At 61.8% G+C, this 20,831-nt stretch carries 21 protein-coding genes and 1 pseudogene; 8 read left to right on the plus strand and 14 right to left on the minus strand.

The features are described from left to right. The first annotated feature begins 757 nt into the window (after positions 1–757). On the plus strand, positions 758–1,078 hold the full coding sequence (locus ACTIFK_RS12150; protein ID WP_439543338.1) for a hypothetical protein: 321 nt from the start codon (positions 758–760) through the stop codon (positions 1,076–1,078). 735 nt (positions 1,079–1,813) lie between these two features. Here the strand turns inward: ACTIFK_RS12150 and ruvA are convergent. The 3 genes from ruvA to ACTIFK_RS12165 form a co-directional block, all read right to left on the minus strand. Then, positions 1,814–2,440, minus strand: a complete 627-nt coding sequence (gene ruvA / locus ACTIFK_RS12155; protein WP_439543339.1) for a Holliday junction branch migration protein RuvA — start codon at positions 2,438–2,440, stop codon at positions 1,814–1,816. Next, a complete protein-coding gene (ruvC, locus tag ACTIFK_RS12160) occupies positions 2,437–2,970 on the minus strand; it encodes a crossover junction endodeoxyribonuclease RuvC (RefSeq protein WP_439543340.1) in 534 nt (177 codons plus the stop codon). The genes ruvA and ruvC overlap by 4 nt, the downstream gene beginning before the upstream one ends. Positions 2,971–3,500: 530 nt before the next feature. Next, the gene (locus ACTIFK_RS12165) at positions 3,501–4,094 is read right to left on the minus strand and encodes an HdeD family acid-resistance protein (RefSeq protein ID WP_439543341.1); all 594 of its coding nucleotides are present in this window, start codon (positions 4,092–4,094) and stop codon (positions 3,501–3,503) included. A 183-nt stretch (positions 4,095–4,277) separates the two neighbouring features. Here ACTIFK_RS12165 and ACTIFK_RS12170 point away from each other — a divergent pair, with 183 nt between their 5' ends. Together ACTIFK_RS12170 and ACTIFK_RS12175 are read left to right on the plus strand one after the other, a co-directional pair. Then, a complete protein-coding gene (locus ACTIFK_RS12170; RefSeq protein ID WP_439543342.1) occupies positions 4,278–4,625 on the plus strand; it encodes a hypothetical protein in 348 nt (115 codons plus the stop codon). A 41-nt stretch (positions 4,626–4,666) separates the two neighbouring features. After that, a complete protein-coding gene (locus ACTIFK_RS12175; RefSeq protein ID WP_439543343.1) occupies positions 4,667–5,029 on the plus strand; it encodes a DUF2200 domain-containing protein in 363 nt (120 codons plus the stop codon). Between the two features lie 49 nt (positions 5,030–5,078). On the opposite strand, the gene ACTIFK_RS12180 is transcribed toward ACTIFK_RS12175, so the two are convergent. The 3 genes from ACTIFK_RS12180 to ACTIFK_RS12190 form a co-directional block, all read right to left on the minus strand. Then, positions 5,079–7,424 (minus strand): arylsulfatase, encoded by a 2,346-nt coding sequence (locus ACTIFK_RS12180; RefSeq protein WP_439543344.1) that lies wholly within the window; start codon positions 7,422–7,424, stop codon positions 5,079–5,081. Between the two features lie 240 nt (positions 7,425–7,664). Next, positions 7,665–8,087, minus strand: coding sequence for a hypothetical protein (locus tag ACTIFK_RS12185; RefSeq protein WP_439543345.1), 423 nt, complete (start codon positions 8,085–8,087; stop codon positions 7,665–7,667). 218 nt (positions 8,088–8,305) lie between these two features. Next, entirely contained in the window at positions 8,306–9,817 is a 1,512-nt protein-coding gene (locus ACTIFK_RS12190) for a hypothetical protein (RefSeq protein WP_439543346.1), read from the minus strand. A 232-nt stretch (positions 9,818–10,049) separates the two neighbouring features. On the opposite strand from ACTIFK_RS12190, the gene ACTIFK_RS12195 reads away from it, so the two are divergent. From ACTIFK_RS12195 to ACTIFK_RS12205, 3 genes are all read left to right on the plus strand, one after another. Beyond that, entirely contained in the window at positions 10,050–10,580 is a 531-nt protein-coding gene (locus tag ACTIFK_RS12195) for a dihydrofolate reductase family protein (RefSeq protein ID WP_439543347.1), read from the plus strand. 109 nt (positions 10,581–10,689) lie between these two features. Next, positions 10,690–11,055: an ArsR/SmtB family transcription factor gene (locus ACTIFK_RS12200; protein WP_439543565.1), complete on the plus strand. Its 366-nt coding sequence runs from the start codon at positions 10,690–10,692 to the stop codon at positions 11,053–11,055. Next, positions 11,030–11,545, plus strand: a complete 516-nt coding sequence (locus ACTIFK_RS12205; RefSeq protein WP_439543348.1) for an SRPBCC family protein — start codon at positions 11,030–11,032, stop codon at positions 11,543–11,545. Before ACTIFK_RS12200 ends, ACTIFK_RS12205 begins: the two co-directional genes overlap by 26 nt. An 83-nt stretch (positions 11,546–11,628) precedes the next feature. On the opposite strand, the gene ACTIFK_RS12210 is transcribed toward ACTIFK_RS12205, so the two are convergent. Further along, positions 11,629–12,642: an Lnb N-terminal periplasmic domain-containing protein gene (locus tag ACTIFK_RS12210; protein WP_439543349.1), complete on the minus strand. Its 1,014-nt coding sequence runs from the start codon at positions 12,640–12,642 to the stop codon at positions 11,629–11,631. A gap of 7 nt (positions 12,643–12,649) precedes the next feature. Next, entirely contained in the window at positions 12,650–14,137 is a 1,488-nt protein-coding gene (locus ACTIFK_RS12215; RefSeq protein WP_439543350.1) for an amidohydrolase family protein, read from the minus strand. Positions 14,138–14,449: 312 nt separating this feature from the next. Between ACTIFK_RS12215 and ACTIFK_RS12220 the strand changes: the two genes are divergently transcribed. After that, positions 14,450–15,952 carry a L,D-transpeptidase gene (locus tag ACTIFK_RS12220; protein WP_439543351.1) on the plus strand — a complete coding sequence of 501 codons (1,503 nt, stop codon included), beginning with the start codon at positions 14,450–14,452 and terminating at the stop codon, positions 15,950–15,952. 94 nt (positions 15,953–16,046) lie between these two features. Here ACTIFK_RS12220 and ACTIFK_RS12225 read toward each other — a convergent pair whose 3' ends face one another. From ACTIFK_RS12225 to ACTIFK_RS12245, 5 genes and pseudogenes are all read right to left on the minus strand, one after another. Beyond that, a complete protein-coding gene (locus tag ACTIFK_RS12225) occupies positions 16,047–16,505 on the minus strand; it encodes a hypothetical protein (RefSeq protein ID WP_439543352.1) in 459 nt (152 codons plus the stop codon). Between the two features lie 36 nt (positions 16,506–16,541). Then, positions 16,542–17,099, minus strand: coding sequence for a DUF1523 family protein (locus tag ACTIFK_RS12230; RefSeq protein ID WP_439543353.1), 558 nt, complete (start codon positions 17,097–17,099; stop codon positions 16,542–16,544). Positions 17,100–17,260: 161 nt separating this feature from the next. Further along, positions 17,261–17,410, minus strand: a pseudogene (locus tag ACTIFK_RS12235) (erythrose-4-phosphate dehydrogenase); the annotation flags it as partial. Then, entirely contained in the window at positions 17,409–18,218 is an 810-nt protein-coding gene (locus tag ACTIFK_RS12240) for a hypothetical protein (protein ID WP_439543354.1), read from the minus strand. The pseudogene ACTIFK_RS12235 and the gene ACTIFK_RS12240, both read right to left, overlap by 2 nt. Before the next feature lie 12 nt (positions 18,219–18,230). Beyond that, positions 18,231–18,605 (minus strand): bactofilin family protein, encoded by a 375-nt coding sequence (locus ACTIFK_RS12245; RefSeq protein WP_439543355.1) that lies wholly within the window; start codon positions 18,603–18,605, stop codon positions 18,231–18,233. 275 nt (positions 18,606–18,880) lie between these two features. Between ACTIFK_RS12245 and ACTIFK_RS12250 the strand changes: the two genes are divergently transcribed. Next, a complete protein-coding gene (locus ACTIFK_RS12250; RefSeq protein ID WP_439543356.1) occupies positions 18,881–19,525 on the plus strand; it encodes a hypothetical protein in 645 nt (214 codons plus the stop codon). A gap of 131 nt (positions 19,526–19,656) precedes the next feature. On the opposite strand, the gene gap is transcribed toward ACTIFK_RS12250, so the two are convergent. Further along, positions 19,657–20,664 (minus strand): type I glyceraldehyde-3-phosphate dehydrogenase, encoded by a 1,008-nt coding sequence (gene gap, locus ACTIFK_RS12255; protein WP_439543357.1) that lies wholly within the window; start codon positions 20,662–20,664, stop codon positions 19,657–19,659. Positions 20,665–20,831: the final 167 nt, after the last annotated feature.

Consider the following 20,831-nt stretch of genomic DNA (forward strand, 5'->3'; position numbering starts at 1 on the left):
ACTTTCGGGCCCACCGTGTATCCCACCCATGCTCCCACCAGTGCCTGGACGGTTCGCCTCGACGAAACGTCCCATCACCTGGCAACCGCCGGCATCGGGTTTAATTTCTAATTTGACGGCGTGGACGTGCCGCCGGGACGCTGCGTCTCGGCGGCCCGGTTCGCGCGGGCCCCTTGAAGCCGCCTTCAGAAACCGCGAACTCCCCATGATCGCGGACGACGAGAACCAAACGCGAAAAGGCCAGAACTGGATATCGCGATCAGCAATCAGTTTCGTCTGCAGTCGGTCCGCAGGCAGCCGTCGTCCGCTTCTGGCTCGCAAGCCGACGTGCCGGGCTCAATTGGCAGATGTCGGCACTTGGTCGAAAGCGTTTGCATCGCAGCCTGCCGACATGGTCGGCTTGTGCCCATGCGGCCGACATAAGGTGCCCAGGATGAGGCACCTACGGTCCGAACGCCCGAACCCTACCGCGCCAGCTCCTTGAGCCCGCGCCGGATCAATTGAGCGGTGTCGGCATCCACTCCAAGCTCTTTCATCGCCGCCGCGACGGCCGATGCCGGTCCAGATCAGCGACAGCACCAGCCACACCGGAAACGAAAACAGTTTGCACATCGCTTACCTAATGAGAACGCCCAAACGCGAAAAAGGTCCGCTTTTGGTGCCGGCCATCAACAAACGACGAAAAAAAGTTAAGGGGAAAGCAACTGAGAAATTGCAGGCTGCATGTTCCGGCAGAAAACCGCATGGTTAGGAATTTATGAAGTGGTATGTAGCGAGTGTTGTCATTGCGGGCATTCTAACCTTCCTCCTGCTCTTTCCGGGCGTGGCCTTTCTCGGTTTGATGGCGCTTGTTCTGCCCGTCTTGTTCTTGCCGACGATTTTCACGTATTTGGTGGCGATCGGTCCAGGCCTGCTTGCATATGATCTTACCAGGAACCTGAAATGGGCCTTGCCGATCAGTGCCACATGTGTTGCGGCTGTCGCTTACGGTCTGCCCGAGTTCGCTCGTTTCTCATTCGATAGAGTGGTCAGTTCATACCAGCGTGACGATGCGGGTGTTCTACCCGTTAAGATCTGATCGGACGTTATTATTCAGGCCGACAAGTTGTTTTTTCATTCGACTTCCTGCGTTAAGCTTTGTCAGAGGCTCTTGCACTTGGCACCTGTCGAAGCAGTCTACATCACCAACGGTGCAGAAACCGAAGTTCACCGTTTGAAGGATCGAGACTGCTCGCTCACCGAGCGGACGCCCTCGGGCGGGACACGTGGTAAGCCGATTAGCTACTGCTTTACATCTGAACCTGCGAGTGTGCCATCAAGTGCGAGCCTAACAATCACGCCACGACGACTGAAAGTAAGGGAGTACACGGGCCGTGTACCTCATTGGCCTGCGCGGTTGCTCGATGTTGTGCACATGCGCTTGGAAGGTTCCGAAAGGGATCAGATTGCTGAGCGCACATATGTGGAGGGTAGGCTACCAACCACACCATTTTACATTGAGCTTGGGTTTTCGCAGGGATCACCAAGCAGCTGGCGTGCCGCAAGCGAAAATACCGTAAGTTGGGAAGAGCAAGTCGTGCATGACATTCGCAGGGCTATTGAAGGTGCCAGCCCGCAGTGAAGCCACGCCGCTGCTTTCGTCGGCGCAACGAGAAAAATCTGTCCTTGCTGGTTCATGTTCCGGGAGAAATTGACCGTTCTCTCACCTGATCAGAGAAATCCCGTGATTGTCCGCTTCGGGTCACAAGCGCTTTCCAGACAGCTAGCCGCCACCCTGTTCAATGCGTTTGATTGAGCCTGCCCGCACGCCACCCTACCGCGCCAGTTCCTTGAGCCCGCGCCGGATGAGCTTGGCGGTGTCGGCATCCACTCCAAGCTCTTTCATCGCCACGGCGACGGCTGCTGCCGCCTGGGACGGATTGTAGCCGAGGTTGGTCAAGGCCGAGATCGCTTCCGCGGCCGCCAGTCCCGCCGCCGGAACGCCAGACGCGTCTCCGCCTGCGGTCTCCCCGGACGGCTGATTGAGCCCCGCGACAGAGAGCCCCGGCGCCTTGTCCTTGAGCTCCGTCACGATACGCTGCGCGAGTTTCTTGCCGACGCCCTGCGCCTGCTCCACCGCCGCCCAGTTGCCGAGCGCAATGGCGTTAGCGAGATCGTTCGTCGACAGCACGCCGAGCACGCCCAGCGCCACTTTGGACCCGACGCCCTGCACGCCTTGCAGCGTGCGGAACCAGCTGCGCTCGACCTCGCTCTGGAAACCATAGAGGCGGATGGCGTCCTCGCGCACGTGCGTGTCGATGGTCAGCACGACCGTCTCGCCGTGCTTGAGGTTGCGCAGCGTGCGCGACGAGAGTTGCACCTCGTAGCCGACACCGCCGACGTCGATGATGGCGTGGGCCTCTCCGATGGCGTCCACGATGCCTTTAAGCTGACCGATCATCTGAGTGCCTCTTCCTTGGCGAGAAGACGCCGCGCCAGCGCCGCCGCGCCGCGATGGTTGGCGTGGCAGATGGCGATGGCCAGCGCATCCGCCTCGTCGGCCGAGTCGAAGCGCGCCTTCGGCAGCAGGAAGCCGATCATCGCCTGGATCTGCTTCTTGTCCGCGTGCCCCGCGCCCACGACCGATTTCTTGATCAGATTAGGCGTGTACTCGGATACACGCAGCCCCCGCATGGCGGGCGCCAGCAGCGCCATGCCGCGCGCCTGCCCGAGCTTGAGCGTGGACCGCGGGTTCTCGTTGACGAACGTCTCTTCGACGGCCGCCTCGCGCGCGTCGGACGCCGCGATCACCGCCATCAGCCCTTCAAACAGCTCGCGCAGCCGGTAGGCGAGATCCTCGTCCGAGGTCGAGGTGATGACCCCCGACGAGACATAGCTGAGCCGCACGCCATCGGTTTCGATGACGCCCCACCCGGTGCGCCTGAGCCCCGGATCGATGCCGATGATGCGAACCTGAGTCTCTCCCCGCATGCTGTTCGCATATCACGGGCAATGCTGATTCGTCGTCGCGAACGCAGCCAGGTCCCTTCTCCCCATGACTATGGGGAGAAGCTCCCAAGTCGTCGCGGAGAACGACATGCGCTGCTTTCGTGGGGACTTGTGAAGCTGCCTGCGGAATCGACTGTCGACGTGGCTGCCCCTTACCCGCTTCTGCCCCCCACCCTAGCCCTCTCGTCATGGCGGAGCCATGCTCCGCATGGACGTAAGAACGGGAGAGGGGACAGGTCGCGTTCTCCCCGAAACGGCAGTGCTCTCTGTCGGGACGGGAAGAGGAGGCCTTTTTTGGGGTCGGGAGGTGAATGCCTCGTTGCATTGCAAGATTGGATCGGAAGCATAAGTGCGACCGGTCCCTTCTCCCCATGCTTATGGGGAGAAGGTTAGGATGAGGGGCAGGTTCTCGTTCGAGATGTCGGGTTGCGGAATGGTAGTGGCACAGCACATATCGCTGCCCCTCACCGCTTGCGGGGAGCGGGAACAGTCGCCAACTCCACAGCCGCCGCTTAGATCCGCACCTCGGCATGCTTGCGCAGCCTCAGGCTGAACCCGATCATCAGAATGCCGTACAGGATCGCGAACGACCCGATCACGAGCACCATGGCCAGCGCGCCCGCGCCCGGCCAAGCGATGATCATGAGGCCGAAGATTACGGACAGCACGCCGCTCGCGATCAGCAGCCATTCGCCCTCGATCTCGTTGCGCATCTTGATCGCGCCGATGATCTGCATCACGCCCGTCGCAATGGCCCAGGCGGCGATGAAGAGGAGCAACACGAGCGCCGTGATCTGCGGCCACACCACCGTCAGAACGCCGGCCGCGATGCCGAACACGCCGACCAGCGCCAGCCACCAGCGTGGCGCAGGAAACCCGCCCCGGATCGCGGCGGCGATCGCCAGCACGCCATCCACGAAGGCGAAGGCGCCATAAAGGATCACGAGCGTGACGAGCGTGATCCCGGGCCAGACGAACGTCAGCACGCCAAAGATGACGGCGAGCACGCCGCGCAACAGGATCAGCCACCAGTTGCGGGCCAGGTCGTCGAGGATGGGACGCATTCTGACACTGCCTGGAGGGGCGGCATAGGGCGAGGCTTGCATGGTCGATCTCCCGATGATGTAAGCGGAGTGGATCGTCCGCAATTGTACACGATCGGTTGCGCCGCCTCGGGAAAATCCGTAACCAACGTGCCGTTAATCCTACCGGCCGGTTCACATGCCGGCACCGCTTAGAAACAACCGGGCCGCCCGCAAAGGGCGCCCGACGCATCGGGGGGCACCACCATGACGTTTCCAACTGAACTCGGCGCCAACGAGTGGATGATGATCTGGGGCGCGGGCCTGGCCCTGCTCGGCGTGCTCATTATGTGGCGCGTCTCGCGCTACGACCTCGCGGGCGCGGCCTTCGACAGTGCCTGGCAGGTCGCGCGCGGCAAGCGCACCGCCGAGACCCCGACCGCTCTCGAGGAAAAATACAACGAGATTGCGCGCGAGGCGTCCCTCACCGGCAAGGCGAAGCGGACGGCAGGCACCGTCATCGGACATTTCGCCGCCAAGGTTTTCAATTTGATTGCGATCGTGATGCTGCTGATCGGCGCCGTCCTGATCGCCCTCGGCATCTACTGGCGCTAGCGCCGTCGAACCAGGACGTTCCTCACGGAGCTATACCGCACATGGCAAAGCACCGGATCTACACGACGAGCTTCGCAAGCGTTTATCCGCACTACGTTGCGAAGGCGGAGAAAAAGGGACGGACAAAAGCGGAAGTCGACCAGATCATCTCCTGGTTGACGGGCTACAGCCAGAAGGCGCTGGACGCGCAGATCGAAAAGCGGACCGACTTTGAAACGTTTTTTGCCCAAGCCCCCGCGATCAATCCCGCGCGAACCGCGATCAAGGGCGTGGTTTGCGGTATCCGGGTGGAAGATATCGAAGAGCCGATGACGCGCGAATTCCGGTACTTGGACAAATTGATCGACGAGCTCGCGCGCGGAAAAGCGATGGACAAGATCCTGCGGAAGCCCAGTCCGAATTGAACGTTCCGGTTGTCTAAGCGCCCGAGTAAACGTCCCCGGGGGTTACGACCTATTTCAGATCAATCGTGACACTTTCGATTGTGCCGGCGAATTTGAACGGGACATCGTAGCTGAGGTTGACTGGCGTCCCCGTGTCTTCTCCCACATCGAATGTCTCAACGCTCATCGTGTAACGGACTGCGACCGTGTGCTCGATCCTGCCTTGAGCAACCTGCTGGCTATCGACGAACAAGGTCGCAACACCACCCTTGCCCATCCCGCCGCCATCGTACTTGAAGTCTAGCAGGACAATGTGTTTACCCGGGGTCAGAGCCTCGGCACTGGCGACTTCGTAATGGGCGACCTTGGCGAAGTTGTAGTGGAAGACGGGTTTGCCCTTGTTGAGGTAGAGCGCCCAGCCGTCGAAGAGCCCGCCAAGCGTGGCGATCATGCCATCGGTTTGGCCTTCCTTCACATCGATCTTGCTGGTGAGGGCCCAAGACCGGTTCTTGATGTCGGGGGCGACACCTTCCGGAATTCGCTTTGCCCCAGCATAGTACGTGTACGAGGTTCTGCCCTCGCTGAGGCTCGGCCGATTTGCCGGGTTCAGCCGCATCACTCGATCGTTGTCCAACGGCAGCACTCGGTATTTGGCCGCCTCAGAGTAGAACAAGGCCTGCATCTCTCCGAGCTTCTGGGGCTGTGATGCCGCCAGATCCTTGGACTGGCTGAAGTCCTGGTCGAGATTGTAGAGCTCCCACTTGTAGCCGGTGATGACATCGAGCTTTGGGATGCTCGATGACCATGGCGGACCGGCGGGGGTCGTCGAGGCCATCCAGCCGTCGTGATAGATCGCGCGATTTCCGAACAGCTCGAAATACTGCGTCCGGTGCGTCGACGGCGCGCTGGCGCTGGCGAACGTGTAGGCCATGCTGACGCCCTCGATCGGCCTTTGCTTCACACCGTTGACCATCGTCGGTTGCGGCACACCAACGCCCTCAAGCACGGTCGGCAGGATGTCGATGACATGATGCCATTGCGACCGCAGGCCGCCATTGTCCTTGATCCGGGCGGGCCAGGACACCACCATGCCGTTGCGAGTTCCGCCAAGATGGGAGGCGATCTGCTTCGTCCACTGGAAAGGGGTGTCCAGCGCGTGCGCCCACCCGACCGGGAAATGGTTATAGGCTTTCCATGTGCCTAGGTCGTTGATGTTGGCGATCATCTGCGGTGTCGTTTGGACAACGCCATTCATCGCGCCTTCGAGGTTCACGGCGCCCTCAATCTGCCCCTCGGCAGACGCACCATTGTCGCCGACGATGTAGATAACCAGCGTGTTGTCGGTCATCCCGAGATCATTGATCGTCTTTAGGACGCGACCGACGTTGTGGTCGGTCTGTTCGAGGTATCCGGCGTAAATCTCCATCATACGGATCGATAGCCGCTTTTGATCGGCGTCGAGGGAATCCCACGCCGGAATTCCCTCTGAGCGAGCCGTCAACGCCGTATCTGCAGGCACGATCCCGAGCTGCTTTTGGCGGGCGAGGGTCTGCTCGCGTAGGGCGTCCCAGCCCATGTCGAACTTGCCCTTATACTTGTCCACCCACTCTTGACGTGGATGGTGGGGCGCATGGGTGGCGCCGGGCACGTAGTAGACGAAGAACGGCTTATCAGGTGCCGCAGAGTGCTGTGTCTGGATGTATTTGATGGCCTGATCGGCCAGATCGTAGTCGAGATTGTAATCTGGCTTGCCGACATAGGGTTCGATCGGGGTGGTCCCTTCGAACACCAGGGGCCGCCACTGATTCATATCGCCACCGATGAACCCGTAGAACTGCTCGAAGCCCAGTCCGACAGGCCAACGGTCGAAGGGGCCGGCCTGGCTGGTCTCCCAGTCTGGAACATTGTGGTTCTTGCCAAACCAAGCCGTGTTCCAACCGTTCTGCCTCAGCACCTCACCGATGCCCGCGGTGTCCTTGCCGACGAGGGTGTCGTATCCGGGAAACCCTGTAGCCATCTCCATGATCTGGCCGGTATGCACCGAATGGTGATTTCGGCCGGTCAGAAGCGCCGCGCGCGTGGGCGAGCACATGGCGGTCGTATGGAAGCGATTATAGCGCAGGCCCTGCTGGGCTAGCCCTTCGAGGGTCGGCGTATTGATGGCGCCACCAAAAGTCTGCGACGCTGCGAACCCGACATCGTCCAGCATCACCAAAAGCACGTTCGGTGCGCCCTTGGGAGCCGTCGGAGGTGTGGGAAAGGAGGGCTTCGAATCCTGAGCGCGCTGGCCGATGGTGCCTTTGAAGGCCTGAATAGGGGCAGGCAATACGGAAGGCGTCGGCGTCTGCGCCTTCGCCTCCTGACCCTGCAGCCCCACCACAGCGATCGACATCAAGAGGAGGTGCTTCAGATGCATCTGACGTCTCCGAAACGAAAACATCCCCCCTCCTAAAACGCTAGCATCCCCGGTCCCAGCATGCCAGCGATGCAGATGCTTAATGCGGCGGTTCGTCCGTAAACAGCCCCTACTGAGTGGCCCGGATGGAATGTCCTCCGTCGACTGGCCTGCAGGCCGCTCGTCACAACGGTCAAGACGCACAACGCACCGATGGGCCATGAGCGGACGCTGGAGGCACAAAGAGCGGCGCCGTGAGCGTTATTTCCTCCGGACCATCCCGGAGTCGTTGAGGTCGTCGTAAAGCTCCGCGTCGAGCACGACGACAATGCCGGTATCGCCGTCGTCTCGCGCATCGACGATCTTGCCTTTCACGCCGACGGACATGCCGAGCAAGTCGTCAAGCTTCTTGAGATCGACAGATTTCGAAAACACCACTTCGATATCGGTAATCCCGTTCGCTTCGCCCGCATCGGTCTCGATGCACAGCAGCTCCGGAGACACGATGTGCCAATTGGTGACGAGCTCGCGCGTCGTTGGCCGCCGCGTCGTAACCTTGCGCAGCTCGCCCGCGACCGCGTCGGTCGATTTTACGCATGGCGGCCTGTCTTGCGCAGGCGCGTCGCCGGAGTAGGCAATGATGAGGGCGGCGAATGCGAGACAGAGAAACGGACGCGAAGTCATGAAACCGGCCCTTTCGGTAGTGAGACCGCTCCACAAATAGCGAAACCTGATCCTGTTGGCGACTGCCGCCGACCGGCGCCGGCTATCCCGTGAGGGCTGCCACTCACTCAGAACCAGTGGTGTGAGTCGCCTTCGACGGCGCAGCCTTCTACCTCGTCGCATTCGGCGCTCTATAACGGAGCAACCTGGCTACGGTCGCGTTGGCGTAGGCGCATGAATTAACGGAGCGAGCGGCCTGGCCCGTAAGAGCCGGTTCCGAACGTTGGCGTCGCGTCGGAAAGTAGCGTGCTCGCGTCAATCGGAGATAGCGTCGAGGCGATCACACGACCGTCGAGGGCGACCGTCAGGTTGTCACCAATCGTAAATGTGAATGTGCCACGCTCCGGTAGCTCTCCGGAATACAGAAGCTGATGCTCTAGACGGGCGCAGAAGACCGAACCGTAATCGGCTGCTTGGTCCGCCGTCATGAAGCCCTGCCGGGACGGATCGTAGATAGCACCGCGCATTGACCCAATAGACGAGCAAACTCTACCGTCGAAGACGGCAATCGTTGGCACTCGCTGCGCCCACGCCGCTTCCGTGTGCTTCGGAAAGTGCTGCATGATCGCATGGGACTCTGTGATGTAGGGCAAGCGTCCGGTTCTCGCAGGATGGCTTACGAGGCGATCTCGCGTGCTGGTTTCGCCGTATGTGTCGAAACGGGTGACTTCCCCCCAAGGATAAAGCCCGCCGAATAGCGTTCCATAGGACACCACCGCCGCCTGCATTTCGCGATAGAGCATCCCGTCCGGCGCTTTCCAGTCGTCTTCAAGGGGCGGCGCATAAGTTTCGGTGTAGCGGTAGCCGCCGTCTGGCGAGATCGCGGCTACGCCACCGGACGGGTACAAGCCAACGAGAAGTTCGTTCGCAAAAAATGTGTAAGTGTAGTGCTCGTTGGCAATCCGCGGGGTTGTTTGGTCATGGTGGACGGTTTTCGCCCCGTCCTTCGACAGGATATACAAAGGAGCGTTTCCCTCGCGCGATGAGCCTCCGATCACCACATCTTCACCCATCGCGATCCCACCGTAGGATCGACCGGCATTGGACGCAGTAGTGGCGAACGGAATCAACTCGCAGTCGGGCCGATCTTCAAGTGTGGACGTCGCTATTGTATCGTTCATGGCTGCGACGAGGCGGTCACCCGCAGCGAAAACGTATGTCGGCGGGGCGTCCTTTGGGAACGCCCCAAGATGCCGCCCGCCCGCCGACAGTGACCGTCCGTCGCAAATACCGGACTTCATGTGAAGGAATGTCCCGCCTCCGAACCGCTGCCAAAACAGTGTCGAGCCGTTTTCGAAGTCGGGTAATATGCTGCCCAGAGGTTTCCAACCATCTTCGGTCCATGCTTGGTAGGACGTCGCGTCAACCAGCGTCCCGGCGTAGTTGGCGATGTAGGCTTGGGACAGTTTCGGATGCGGCTTAGGCAGCTTCTCCCACGACAGCACCAACGGCTTGCTGGTGTCCCGACACCAGAATTCTAGATCGTTGGCATTCGTCTGATAGCGGGTCTGGACGGCGTTGACGAAGCCCGCGGCGCACACAAATCGGCCGTCTGGCGATTTGAGTTTGAAAAGCGTTCCCCATGATTGTTCGTACGGGGGTCGATTGAACTCGACACTGACGGTTATCGGTTCTGCGGCGGCCGGAACAGACAACAAGACGTAGGCGAGGGCGATTTTTCTCATGGCCATGAGACGTATAGTTGCTCGCGAGTCGGGACAACCGCTTTGAACGGGCCAATGATTATTTCGTAGAAGTGCTCAATTATATTTTTCGACAGGCCGGCGATTCGCCGGCTTTTTTGTTAGCCGCTTCGGATGCCCACTTCGCATCCGCGGCGAAACACGTTGTTGGTCCCAAACTCACTTCTGCGTCGCGTGAACTCAAGCTATTCTAAAGAACGTAGGATGGAGATTTCGCAGCATGGCAAAGCTCGTCTTTGGAATGAACCAGTCCCTGGACGGCTACGTCGACCACCAGGAAATGCACACAGGCCCCGTGCTCTTCCGCCACTGGATCGAGCAGGTGCGCGGCCTGACCGGCAGTGTGTACGGCCGCCGCATGTACGAGACCATGCGGTATTGGGACGAAGACCATCCTGAGTGGGACGCGGAGCGACGCGAGTTCGCGGCGGCGTGGCGGCGCCAGCCGAAGTGGGTCGTGTCGCGTTCGTTGAAGTCGGTCGGCCCCAACGCCACGCTTGTCGAAAATGACCTCGAGGCGGCGATGCGCGAGCTGAGGGCTCAGCACACAGGCGAGATTGCAGTGTCAGGGCCAGACTTGGCGCGAAGCCTGACCGACCTCGGCCTGATCGATGAGTATCGGCTCTACCTCCACCCCTTCGTGCTGGGTCGCGGCACACCGTTCTTCGCCGGCCCCCGGCCGCCGCTCCGTTTCGTGGCCAGCGATCTGCTTGGCGAGGACGTAATCCGGTTGACGTACGTGCCTGCCTAATCACGCAAACACCCGACGATCCTGCGCTGACGTTGCACTCACTACTTTTAGTTAGCCGTCTGGCTAACATTCCTTGACGCGATTTTGCGTCACGATTATAGTTAGCTACATGGCTAACCAATCAACCCAACTCGACCACGTTTTCGGGGCCCTGTCCGACGCAACCCGTCGCGCGATCGTCATGCGCCTCTGCAAAGGCGAGGCATCCGTCGGAGAGCTGGCAAAGCCGTTCGAAATGGCGCTGCCGAGCCTGATGAAACACATCCGCATTCTGGAGAGCTGCGGCCTCGTCGCGTCCGAGAAGACCGGGCGCGTCAGGATGTGCTCACTGCAGACGGAAGCTCTCGCAACCATCGAGGATTGGTTGGCGGCGCAAAGAGAGATCTGGGAGCAACGACTGGATCGACTGGAAATGTACGTTGAGAAACTGAAAAAAGAGGAGAAGTCCAATGCCCGCAAACGCAGGTCAAAATGAAACGCCCCATGAAACACCCCTGGCCACTTGGGCGCTCGATCGGGAGATCGTCCTCTCGCGCGTGATCAACGCGCCACGGGAGTTGGTTTTCTCCGCCTGGGCTGATCCGCGCCATCTCCCCCAATGGTTCGGTCCGGCCGGTTTCACGGTCGAGACAAAGTCGATGGATCTTCGCGTCGGCGGCGAATGGCGGTTCGATATGATCGCGCCCGACGGAAAGGGATACACAAATCGGATGCACTTCCGGCGCATTGAGCCGCCGCACCTGATCGAGTTCGATCATGGCGCCGACAAAGACAACGATCCTGGCCTATTCCGCACCACCGTCACGTTCGATGAGCAGAGCGACGGCAAAACCGTCATCACTTTGCGGCAGTTGCATCCGACGAAGTCCCAGCGCGACGCGGGCATCGGATTCGGCGCGGTCGAATTCGGTTATCAGACGCTCGACAAGCTTGCGCAGCACGTCGAACGCAGCAGGGTTGTTTAGCGACAAAGGAGCGGACCGCGCCGACGCGTCGGGCCCGCTTAGGGCCAATTCCGGACGTCGGGTAAATGAACAGCTGCTCGGCGTCAGTGAGGGATCGTTGGCAGAGACGCGCGAATGCGGTCGGAGAAATCGGGTGCGCCATCGGCTGCTTGCACGGCCGCATTGATCAGGGAACGTCGCCGCAATTCGTCAAACGGCAACGTCGTGTCGATACGGCCCGAGTGATAGAGGTAGCTGTCGATCAGTCCGTTGAAGAGATGGCGGATGTCGAAGCGTCCTGCGCGCCCCGCGGCGTTCGCATAGCGTATGATGTTGATCGTGCAGCTGTTGCTCAACAGGTGATAAAATTCCGGCCGATCGGCCAGCTCATTGATCCGCTGCAAGTAGATCATCAGCAGCCGGCGCGCATCGTCGGCTGTCGTGTTGAGGCGGTAGAGGTAAACCGTCTCCTGGCGGTGATTGACGCGCAGGCCAACGAGGTCGCGCTCGTCACCCACCACATAAATCAATTCGAATTGTTTGAAGAGAGAGGCAATCGGGTTAAAGCCCTCGCCCACCTCCGGCCGCGTTTCGATGGAGATGTTCAGCGGCGGCGCGTTGTCGAAAATGAAGCTCAGGAATGTGTGTCCGACCAGCCCTTCAGCCCAATAGGATACGTAGAAATCGATGCCGCTGAGGTGAGACAGTAGTACCTCGCGCTCCTCATACCGCACCGTGAAATCGTCCCGGCTGCGGTAGTCGAAGTTTCGTACGCCAGTGATGCGCACGCGGTCGCCGTCGATGAAAGTTCGCGGCATTACCGCGACTTCCGGTCGCCACTCCCGATCGTGCGAGGGGGCAATGGATATCCACCACGCGGCCACACCGAGAAAAAGCACGGTGAAGGCGATCGTCCGCCTCGGACGCGACAGCCAGAGCGCCCAGATCGCAAACGCCGCGAAAGCGATCGCCAGCGCCGAACGCAGCACCGCCCACGGTAGATTGGAATAGTGGATGGCCAGCGCGGCCCACGCGATGAGCAACGCCTGGCAGAGAAACTTTACTCCCGCGATAACCCAGCCAAGGGCCCGGGACAGCGATCCGAAAAGGGGGCGCAATTGGGACTCACTCGGTCAATGTATTCTTGTAGATCGTGCCGTCTTTCATGATGATTTTGAAGTTGTTGGCGGCATCGGCGATCAGGTCGATGTTGTCTAGGGGATTGCCTTCGACGAGCAGCAAATCCGCGAGCGCACCCTGTTCCACGACACCGAGCTTGCCCGGATAGGGATTGCGCTTGCCCGACAACGCCAGCAATTCGGCATTTGTCGATGTCGCCATGACCAGCGCTTCGGCGGGGGTGTACCAGCGGGTCAGCGAGGCCAGAATTGCTCCCTGCTGCTTCGCCAGCGCGGCCGAGAACAGCACATCGGTGCCCCACGCCGTCTTGATCTTGTACTTCTTCGCGAACTCGTAGGTCCTGGCTATGCCGGGCCAGACCTCATCCGCCTTGGTCCGCTGGATCGAACCTTCGGGAAATCCCAGCCTCAGGTCCTCGGGGAGCGGCTGCATGCTGAGCCAGATGCCCTTGTCGGCGATCAGCTTGGCGGTTGCTTCGTCCATCAGCATGCCGTGCTCGATGCACTTCACGCCAACCGCAATGGCCCGTTGGATCGCAGCCGGCGTAAAGGCATGCACGGTGACGTAAGTGCCCCAATTCTCGGCCGCTTCAACCGCGGCACGAAGTTCGGCCTCCGTGAAGGTCGTCACGTCGATCGGACTGAATGGCGATGACACCCCGCCGCCCGCCGTCAACTTGACCTGGGAGGCCCCCTGCATGAGCTGCTCGCGGGTGCGCAGGCGAACTTCGTCAGGGCTGTCCGCGACCATGCTCCCGCCGAGCTGTTCCATGCGGGTGAGCTTGCCGCCGAGCGTCCGCGGCAGATCGGTGAGATCGCGGAAGTCGCCGTGCCCGCTCGTGACGGTGATGACGGCGCCGGACGGATAAATGCGCGGGCCCTTGACGACGCCCTCGTCGATGGCGCGCTTGAGACCGAACACCGGCCCGCCCACGTCGCGAACGGTGGTGAAGCCGCGCATCAGAGTGTCTGTCGCTTCGGCGCCGGCCAAGAGACTGGTGTAGCTGACGTCGCCGAACGCCTGCGCCGGCGTGACTCGGATCAGCGCCGCGTGCCAATGCGCGTCGATCAGGCCCGGCATCAGCGTGCGTCCGCCGCCGGCGATGATGCGCGTGTCCGCCCGGCGGTCGACCGGGATCGGCTGCGTGGAGATGCGCTCGATGATGTTGCCCCGGATCAGCACATTGGAGGGCGTCGAGAGCGTCGCGCCCTTGCCGTCGAAGATCCGAACGTTCTCGAACAACGTGACGGCGCCGCTCGCCGAGGCGGAACCCGAACCCTGGGCCCGAACGTCCCGGATTGGGTCCAATGCTGCGACGCAAGCGAGCGCCGCTACGCCCGCCAGAACGACGCGGCCGCAGGTCCTCGAGCGTTGCGTCCTCCTCGGGACGACGTCTCGCCGCGGTGCGAGAGGGTTCGTGTGCATAGCGATCATCCTCTTCGGCTGATCGAATAGCGCAGCAATGTATCTCATTCTGGATAAGGCGGAAAGTGGCGCTCCGTTCGGGCTTAACGCACGTCCGCTTCGAGCCATGTCCGCTTCGGGCCAATGACCGGCATCAACCGGTTCGAGCGCGTAGCTCCGCGTTGGTGCCGGGTCGAATGCAGAAAAACATCAGAGAACAGAACAGCGCCCGCCCGCTTGGGGATGAAGCGAGTGTCCCAAAGAGCACATCGAAAGCCGTCGTCCGCTAAGCTAGCCTTAATTTTGCTACGCGAAACTTGATTGGTGCCGTCGAGGACTGGCATCAACGAGGACCATTTCTTAGCAGATTGATCGAACAACATGACACAATTGACCGATCGGCATTTGAGACGTCCCGTCATCGCAGCGATTGCGGCCCTTGCCGCACTGACGGCGCTGAGCGCCGATGCCAGCGCAAAACAGTCCGCCCGCTCCACCGAGGAGGCGGCGCCGCGCGATGCCGGCGAACCGATCATGGCCGTCGTGTCGATCAAGTCCCAGCAGGTCACGTTCTATGATGCCGACGGTTGGATTCTAAAGGCGCCGGTTTCGACTGGCACGAAGGGACGCGAAACGCCAGCCGGCGTTTTCGCTATTCTCCAGAAGAACGCCGACCACCGCTCGAACCTCTATGACGATGCCCGCATGCCGCACATGCAGCGGCTCACCTGGAATGGGATCGCACTGCATGGCGGCCCGCTGCCTGGGTATGCCGCCTCCCACGGCTGCGTGCGGATGCCATTCGGCTTTGCGGAGAAGCTGTTCGACACGACGCGTATTGGTATGCGCGTGATTATTTCGCCGTACGAAGACGCAACACCCGTCGCGTTTTCTCACCCGGCGCTGCTGGTGCCGAACGCGGAGGCCGTTGCTGCTGCTCCGGAGCGTGCCGAGAGGCTCGCGCTCGAAGCAGCCGAGGCTGCCAAAGCCGCCGACGCTTCGAAGAAGTCTGCCGCGAAAGCGGCGCGCGAGGCGGCATCGTCCAAGGCGGCGCTCCGCAAGTTGGAAGACCTCAAGTCCGCGGCCGACGCCGCACTCACGCGCGCCGAAAAGGCTGTCGCCGCCGCAAAGACCGACCAAGCCAAGACGCGTGCCGAGGAACAGCAGCTCAAGGCCGCCGCCAAGGCCACCGAAGCGGCAGCGAAACTCGAAACTGCCAAAGCCGATGCGACGTCAAAGCTCGATGCCGCTGATCGAGAAAAAGTTGCCGCCAAGGACGCCGCGGACAGAAAACCCGAGACCGCCAAAAATGCGGCGGAGGCGAAGCTCGCGCTCGAGCCCGTCTCGATCTACATCAGCCGCGCGACACAAAAGCTCTATGTGCGGCGGAACACGCGTGACCCTTGGCCGGACGGAGGCGAGGTCTACGATGCGACCATCGAGGTTCCGGTCACGATCCGCGATCCCGACACGCCGATCGGTACGCATGTGTTCACGGCAATGGCGTCCGAAGGGTCGGGGCTTCGTTGGTCCGCGGTCTCGATCGACAACGGCGACGACGCCCAGAATGCGCTCGATCGCATCAGCATCCCGACCGAAGTGCTTGATCGCATCGCGCCAACCGCGCTGCCGCGATCCTCGATCATCGTTTCCGACGAGCCATTGAGCAAAGAAACCAACTATCGAACCGAGTTCGTTGCGGTATTGAGCAACCAGCCACAGGGCGGCTTCAAGACGCGCCGGCCGACGCCGCCTCGTCCACCCGCCCCGACGACTTTTGACGGCGGCGGCTTCTTCAGCTTCTTCAATCAGCCGAGCCCGCCACCTGACACGAAGCGTAAGAGCGGCCGCACCAAGCAGGTGCAATCCGAGTGGATTTGGTAGGCGCCGCACGCCGCCGGCCGCCGATTGGCTACTTGGTCGTAAGGGCCAACAGGAGACGTTCCCCTCACGCAAGTGCGATGCGCCCAGCAGCCGGCTAGGGTGCCGCCGCCTTGGGGAGCCGCGCGTTGAGCAGACCGTAGATGCTCTTGGCGGCAGCCGTGCCGTCGGGTACGCCGGAGATCACCAGAGTGATCAGATCCTCGCCTCTTCGGATCAGGATCATCGGGCCCACCGATGTGGCTTGGTCGCCTAGGCCCTTAAGTTCACCCATGACAGGTGCGAGTTCCGACTCCATGGCTCCGGCTCCCTTCATGCCGGCGACGCCGTCGCCCCAGTTCAGTTGCACCTCGGCGTAGGGTGCGCCGAGTTCGCCGCCTGCGGTTTCATACGTGCACTTGGTCTGCCCGCCCCGGTCGTCAGCCACAGCGTCCACCGCGCTGCCGAGAACAGTGCTCATGTCGGCGGCGGAGACGAGCCCGCACGCCGTCGGTGCTGCAGATGCGCTGCTGCAAAGGAGCCCGGCAAGAATCAGGACAACGGAAACAATGCGCATGGAGCGAACCTCGTTGATGACGTTGCAAACCAGCCGTCAGGCCTCCGGCGCGCGCGACCGGTTCAGCCAGAAGAAGGCGTAGAAATACGCGAGCCAGAGGACCATCGAGAGGCCGTAGAAGCCGATGACGCGCAGCGACCAGAACGGCCAGGACCCGGCCGTGCCGATGGCGATTACGTTGGGATACCAGCTGAAGAGCGTGGCGCGCCACCGGTTCCACACGACCGTCATCTCGGTTTTGCGCGTGTCGGCGGTCTTGGCGTCGTTGAAGACGCGCTCGCTGTTCCGCTTCAGCCACCACCAGGAGTCGTCGTTGGTCAGCTCGAGCCCCCGGTCGGACCGGTTGCGCATGTAGATGTATTGGACGTCGGCCGTGTTGCCGCGGACATCGGGATCGCTGCGGCGCACTTCGGTTCCGGTTATGACGCCCGTCGTCCACGTCGGACGCGCGTACTCCCATGCAAACCAGAGCGGGACGCCCACCACGAGCGCGGCGACGGCCAGGACGTGATTGTCCCTGCGCCATAGGACGAAAGCGAGCAGGAGAATGGCGAGAAGGACGATGAAACCGATCGACAGCCAAGCCTGGAGCATGGATCAAACCTTGCCGCGAGGGTCACGGACCGGATGATGTTGGCATACCCGGCCGGTTGAGGCGAAGGGATTTGTCCGCCTTGGGTCACAACCGGACAAGCGTTGGCTCAGCCTGATCGCCAAGGCTGAGCCAACCGCCAAAGTTTCTGAATCGCGCCCGCCTAGATCAGCTTGCCTATCGCAACGGCTGTGCCGGCCATGCGGGTCGAGAAGCCCCACTCGGTGTCATACCACGAGAGAACGCGCACCAGCGTACCGTCCATCACCTTCGTCTGGTCGAGGTGGAAGATCGACGAACGGGCGTCGTGGCTAGCTCGCGCGTGCCATGGTTGCTCCGCATCTCTCCAGCGCCGCCGATGTCGACGACCAGCGGTCCTTCGTCACTGTCACGACGTATCTGCGGCAGCCCGACTCGGCGCCAGCAACAAAATGAACCTCGAATTTCGCTTGATTCCGGGACGGCGCCAGCGGCCAAACGAACTTTGCATCGTCCGCGGTCTTTGCGATCGCCGTCTTGATGGCATAGGCCGCGTTCTTGAAATCCTCTTTGCTGAGCCGTGAAAGGAGCACGTTCGGGAGATCGGGGCTAAGGCCGGCTGAGGCCGCCTGCGTCCGTCGCTCCTTTTTCTCTGCGGGCTCCTCAGCCGCGACCGCGGTGTCCGTGTAATCCGTGCCAGCCGGCTCGGACGCGGCGGCTCCCGGGTCCGCGGTAGGCCCGCTTGTGTCCTCCTGCATCGGCAGAGCGGAAAGAACGGGCGGCATCTGGCTGACCGCTTCGCCGGACAACGGACCCGACGCCAAGTCCGATGGACTCCCCGCAACCGCCTCCGGCTGCGTGCCCGCCGCGTGAACGCGCGCGGCAAGTCCCCGCGCCTTCTCGATGACCGCCGCGACGGCGGGCTCCGCCGTGGAAAGAACGCTCTTGAGATCCGCGGTGGTCACGGCGGCGGCCCAGGCCGCACTCAGTGCAACCGCAATCACGAACCGAATGGCGACCCGAGACGCAGATGCGCGCGGCACGCCGGCACCGACACGCTCATCCGGCACGACATTGAAGCTGAAATCGCTGGGCCGCGTGTCATACACGGTCTCCGCCCAGTGGTTTTGCGCATGAACCATGGCGCACCTCCTCTATCGGATGAGCCGATCGGCTCCTGCCGCCTCCGTCGTGACGCGGTTTGCGAGATTGCGGGGCTGGGCCACGCGCCGCGATTTGCCCTCGAAGAAGCAACCGTTCTCGAGAGAGAGCCCGCTATGGAAAATGTCGGCTGTGACGAGGCACGCGGTCTTGAGCGTGACGTGATCGGCATAGATGGCGCCCGACGCTTCGCCCATGATCGTCACCGTCTCGGCAGCGACCGTCCCTTCGACGGCGCCCCGCTCGGTAATCAGGATCTCGGTGCAGCTCACATCGCCGACGATCGTGCCGTCGACCACGACGCTCCCCGGAAAGCGGATGGCGCCTTCGATGGCCGCCTGGCGAGGGATCGAAAGCGTATTGCCCATGAACGGGACCTCTTCCGGAACGCAGCTACTGCCCCAAAAGTAGTTCGCGGAATGTGTCGAAAGATCGGCCCACAACCCGCTGGGAGACATCCAATTTATTCCAGCATCGCTGAGCATATTCAGCCGCGCTCGCAAAGACGGCAGTTGCGTCCATTGCACACCAGTGTGCCGCAGCATCCAGTGACATGTGACCAGACGTCCTTGTTCGCGCGCTTCCCGATTGCCGCCTTGTTGTTGCGTACGGTGCCGTTGCGACGACCAGTATTGAGGACAGCATGCGTAGCAAGGCCTTATTCTTCGCGTCCGCGATGCTGTGTGCATCGAACATTCCGGCGACAGCCCTCAGCTGGAATACGCAATTGAGCTGCTCTAGCGACTACTATGCGTATTGCTCGAAGCACATCGCCGGGTCGGCCGGATGCCACGCGTGCATGCGTGCCAATCGCGCGAAGCTGTCAAACTCTTGCGTCAGCGCGTTGATCGACGATGGCGTCCTGCCGAAGGCGGGCGCTACGCAGCAGAAGACGAAGGTCGCGGCGGCCAAGGCCAAGAAAGCAGCGCCGCGCTCGACCGCGAGGTCGGCGGCGAAACAGGTCGCCAAGGCGCCGCCCGAGGAATTCGCCGCTACCACACCCCCACCGGAGGCCGCGTCATCTGCCGCACCGGCCGGGCCGGCCGCGCCTCCGGAGACTGTCGCGCGCGCCCCTGACCCGCCCGTCGCACCGCCGCAGGACTCCCAACCGCTCGTGACAGCACCGCAGCAACCGGTGGAAGAGCCGGAGCCCGGGATTGATCAGGGAACGTTCGAGGCGTTCAAGAATCGCGCGCCATACTTCGTGCCCACGCCGGAAACGATGATGTTGGAGGGAACCGAAACCGCAGCGAACGCCCCGCCTCAGCCGCCGTCTATCCCCCGCTAGCTCCCGAAAGGCTTCGGCTCCCACGCGGGCATGCGAGGCCGCGCGGTCGGTCGCAAAGCCCGATGCGCAAAAGCAATCGGGCCGCGCTTCCATGAAGCGCGACCCGATGTGACTTTCAAAGTGACGTTCGACTAGATCAGCTTGCCCATCGCGACGGCCGTGTCGGCCATGCGGTTCGAGAAGCCCCACTCGTTGTCGTACCAGGAGAGAACGCGCACCAGCGTGCCGTCCATCACCTTCGTCTGGTCGAGGTGGAAGATCGACGAACGGGCGTCGTGATTGAAGTCGATCGACACGTTCGCCTGATCCGTGACGCCGAGAATGCCCTTGAGCTGCTGCTCGGAGGCGGCCTTGATCGCGGCGTTGATCTCGTCCTTCGTCGTTTCGTGCTTGGCGACGAACTTGAGGTCGACAACGGAGACGTTCGGCGTCGGCACGCGGATGGCGGAGCCGTCGAGCTTGCCGTTGAGTTCCGGCAGCACGAGACCGACCGCCTTGGCAGCACCCGTCGAGGTCGGGATCATCGACAGTGCCGCGGCGCGGCCGCGATAGAGATCCTTGTGCATCGTATCGAGCGTCGGCTGGTCGCCCGTGTAGCTGTGAATGGTCGTCATGAAGCCCTTTTCGATGCCGACCAGATCGTGCAGCACCTTGGCGACCGGCGCCAGGCAGTTGGTCGTGCACGAAGCGTTCGAGACCACCAGGTGATCCTTCGTCAGCTTGTCGTGGTTGACGCCGTAGACCACCGTCAGGTCGGCATTGTCGGCCGGAGCCGAGACGAGCACGCGCTTGGCGCCCGCCGTGAGATGGGCCGACGCCTTCTCCTTGCTCGTGAAGATGCCCGTGCACTCGAGCGCGATCTCGACGCCGAGCTCCTTGTGCGGCAACTCGGCCGGATTCTTGACGGCCGTCACCTTGATCGGGCCACGTCCGAGATCGATGGTGTCGCCGCGCACGGTCACTTCGCCCGGAAAACGTCCATGCACGCTGTCGAAGCGCAACAGATGCGCGTTCGTCTCGACCGGCCCGAGATCGTTGATCGCCACGACCTCAATGTCCGTGCGGCCCGACTCGTAGATCGCGCGCAGTACGTTGCGGCCGATGCGGCCAAATCCGTTGATCGCGACCTTGACTGCCATAAACGTCCTCCAGACGAGTAAAGGATGGGATTTTTCTTTGGATCGGCGGCCGGGAAGCAAGAACCGTAGCCACGGAGCGGCGCCATTAAGTTGAGCGCGCCATCCCCTGTCAATCCTCCCTCCGGCCACACCCTGACGCAGCAGAGGCCCCGCAAGGCCCTAACCCC

It is taken from the genome of Hyphomicrobium sp. (assembly GCF_051860585.1).
GTDB lineage: Bacteria > Pseudomonadota > Alphaproteobacteria > Rhizobiales > Hyphomicrobiaceae > Hyphomicrobium_C.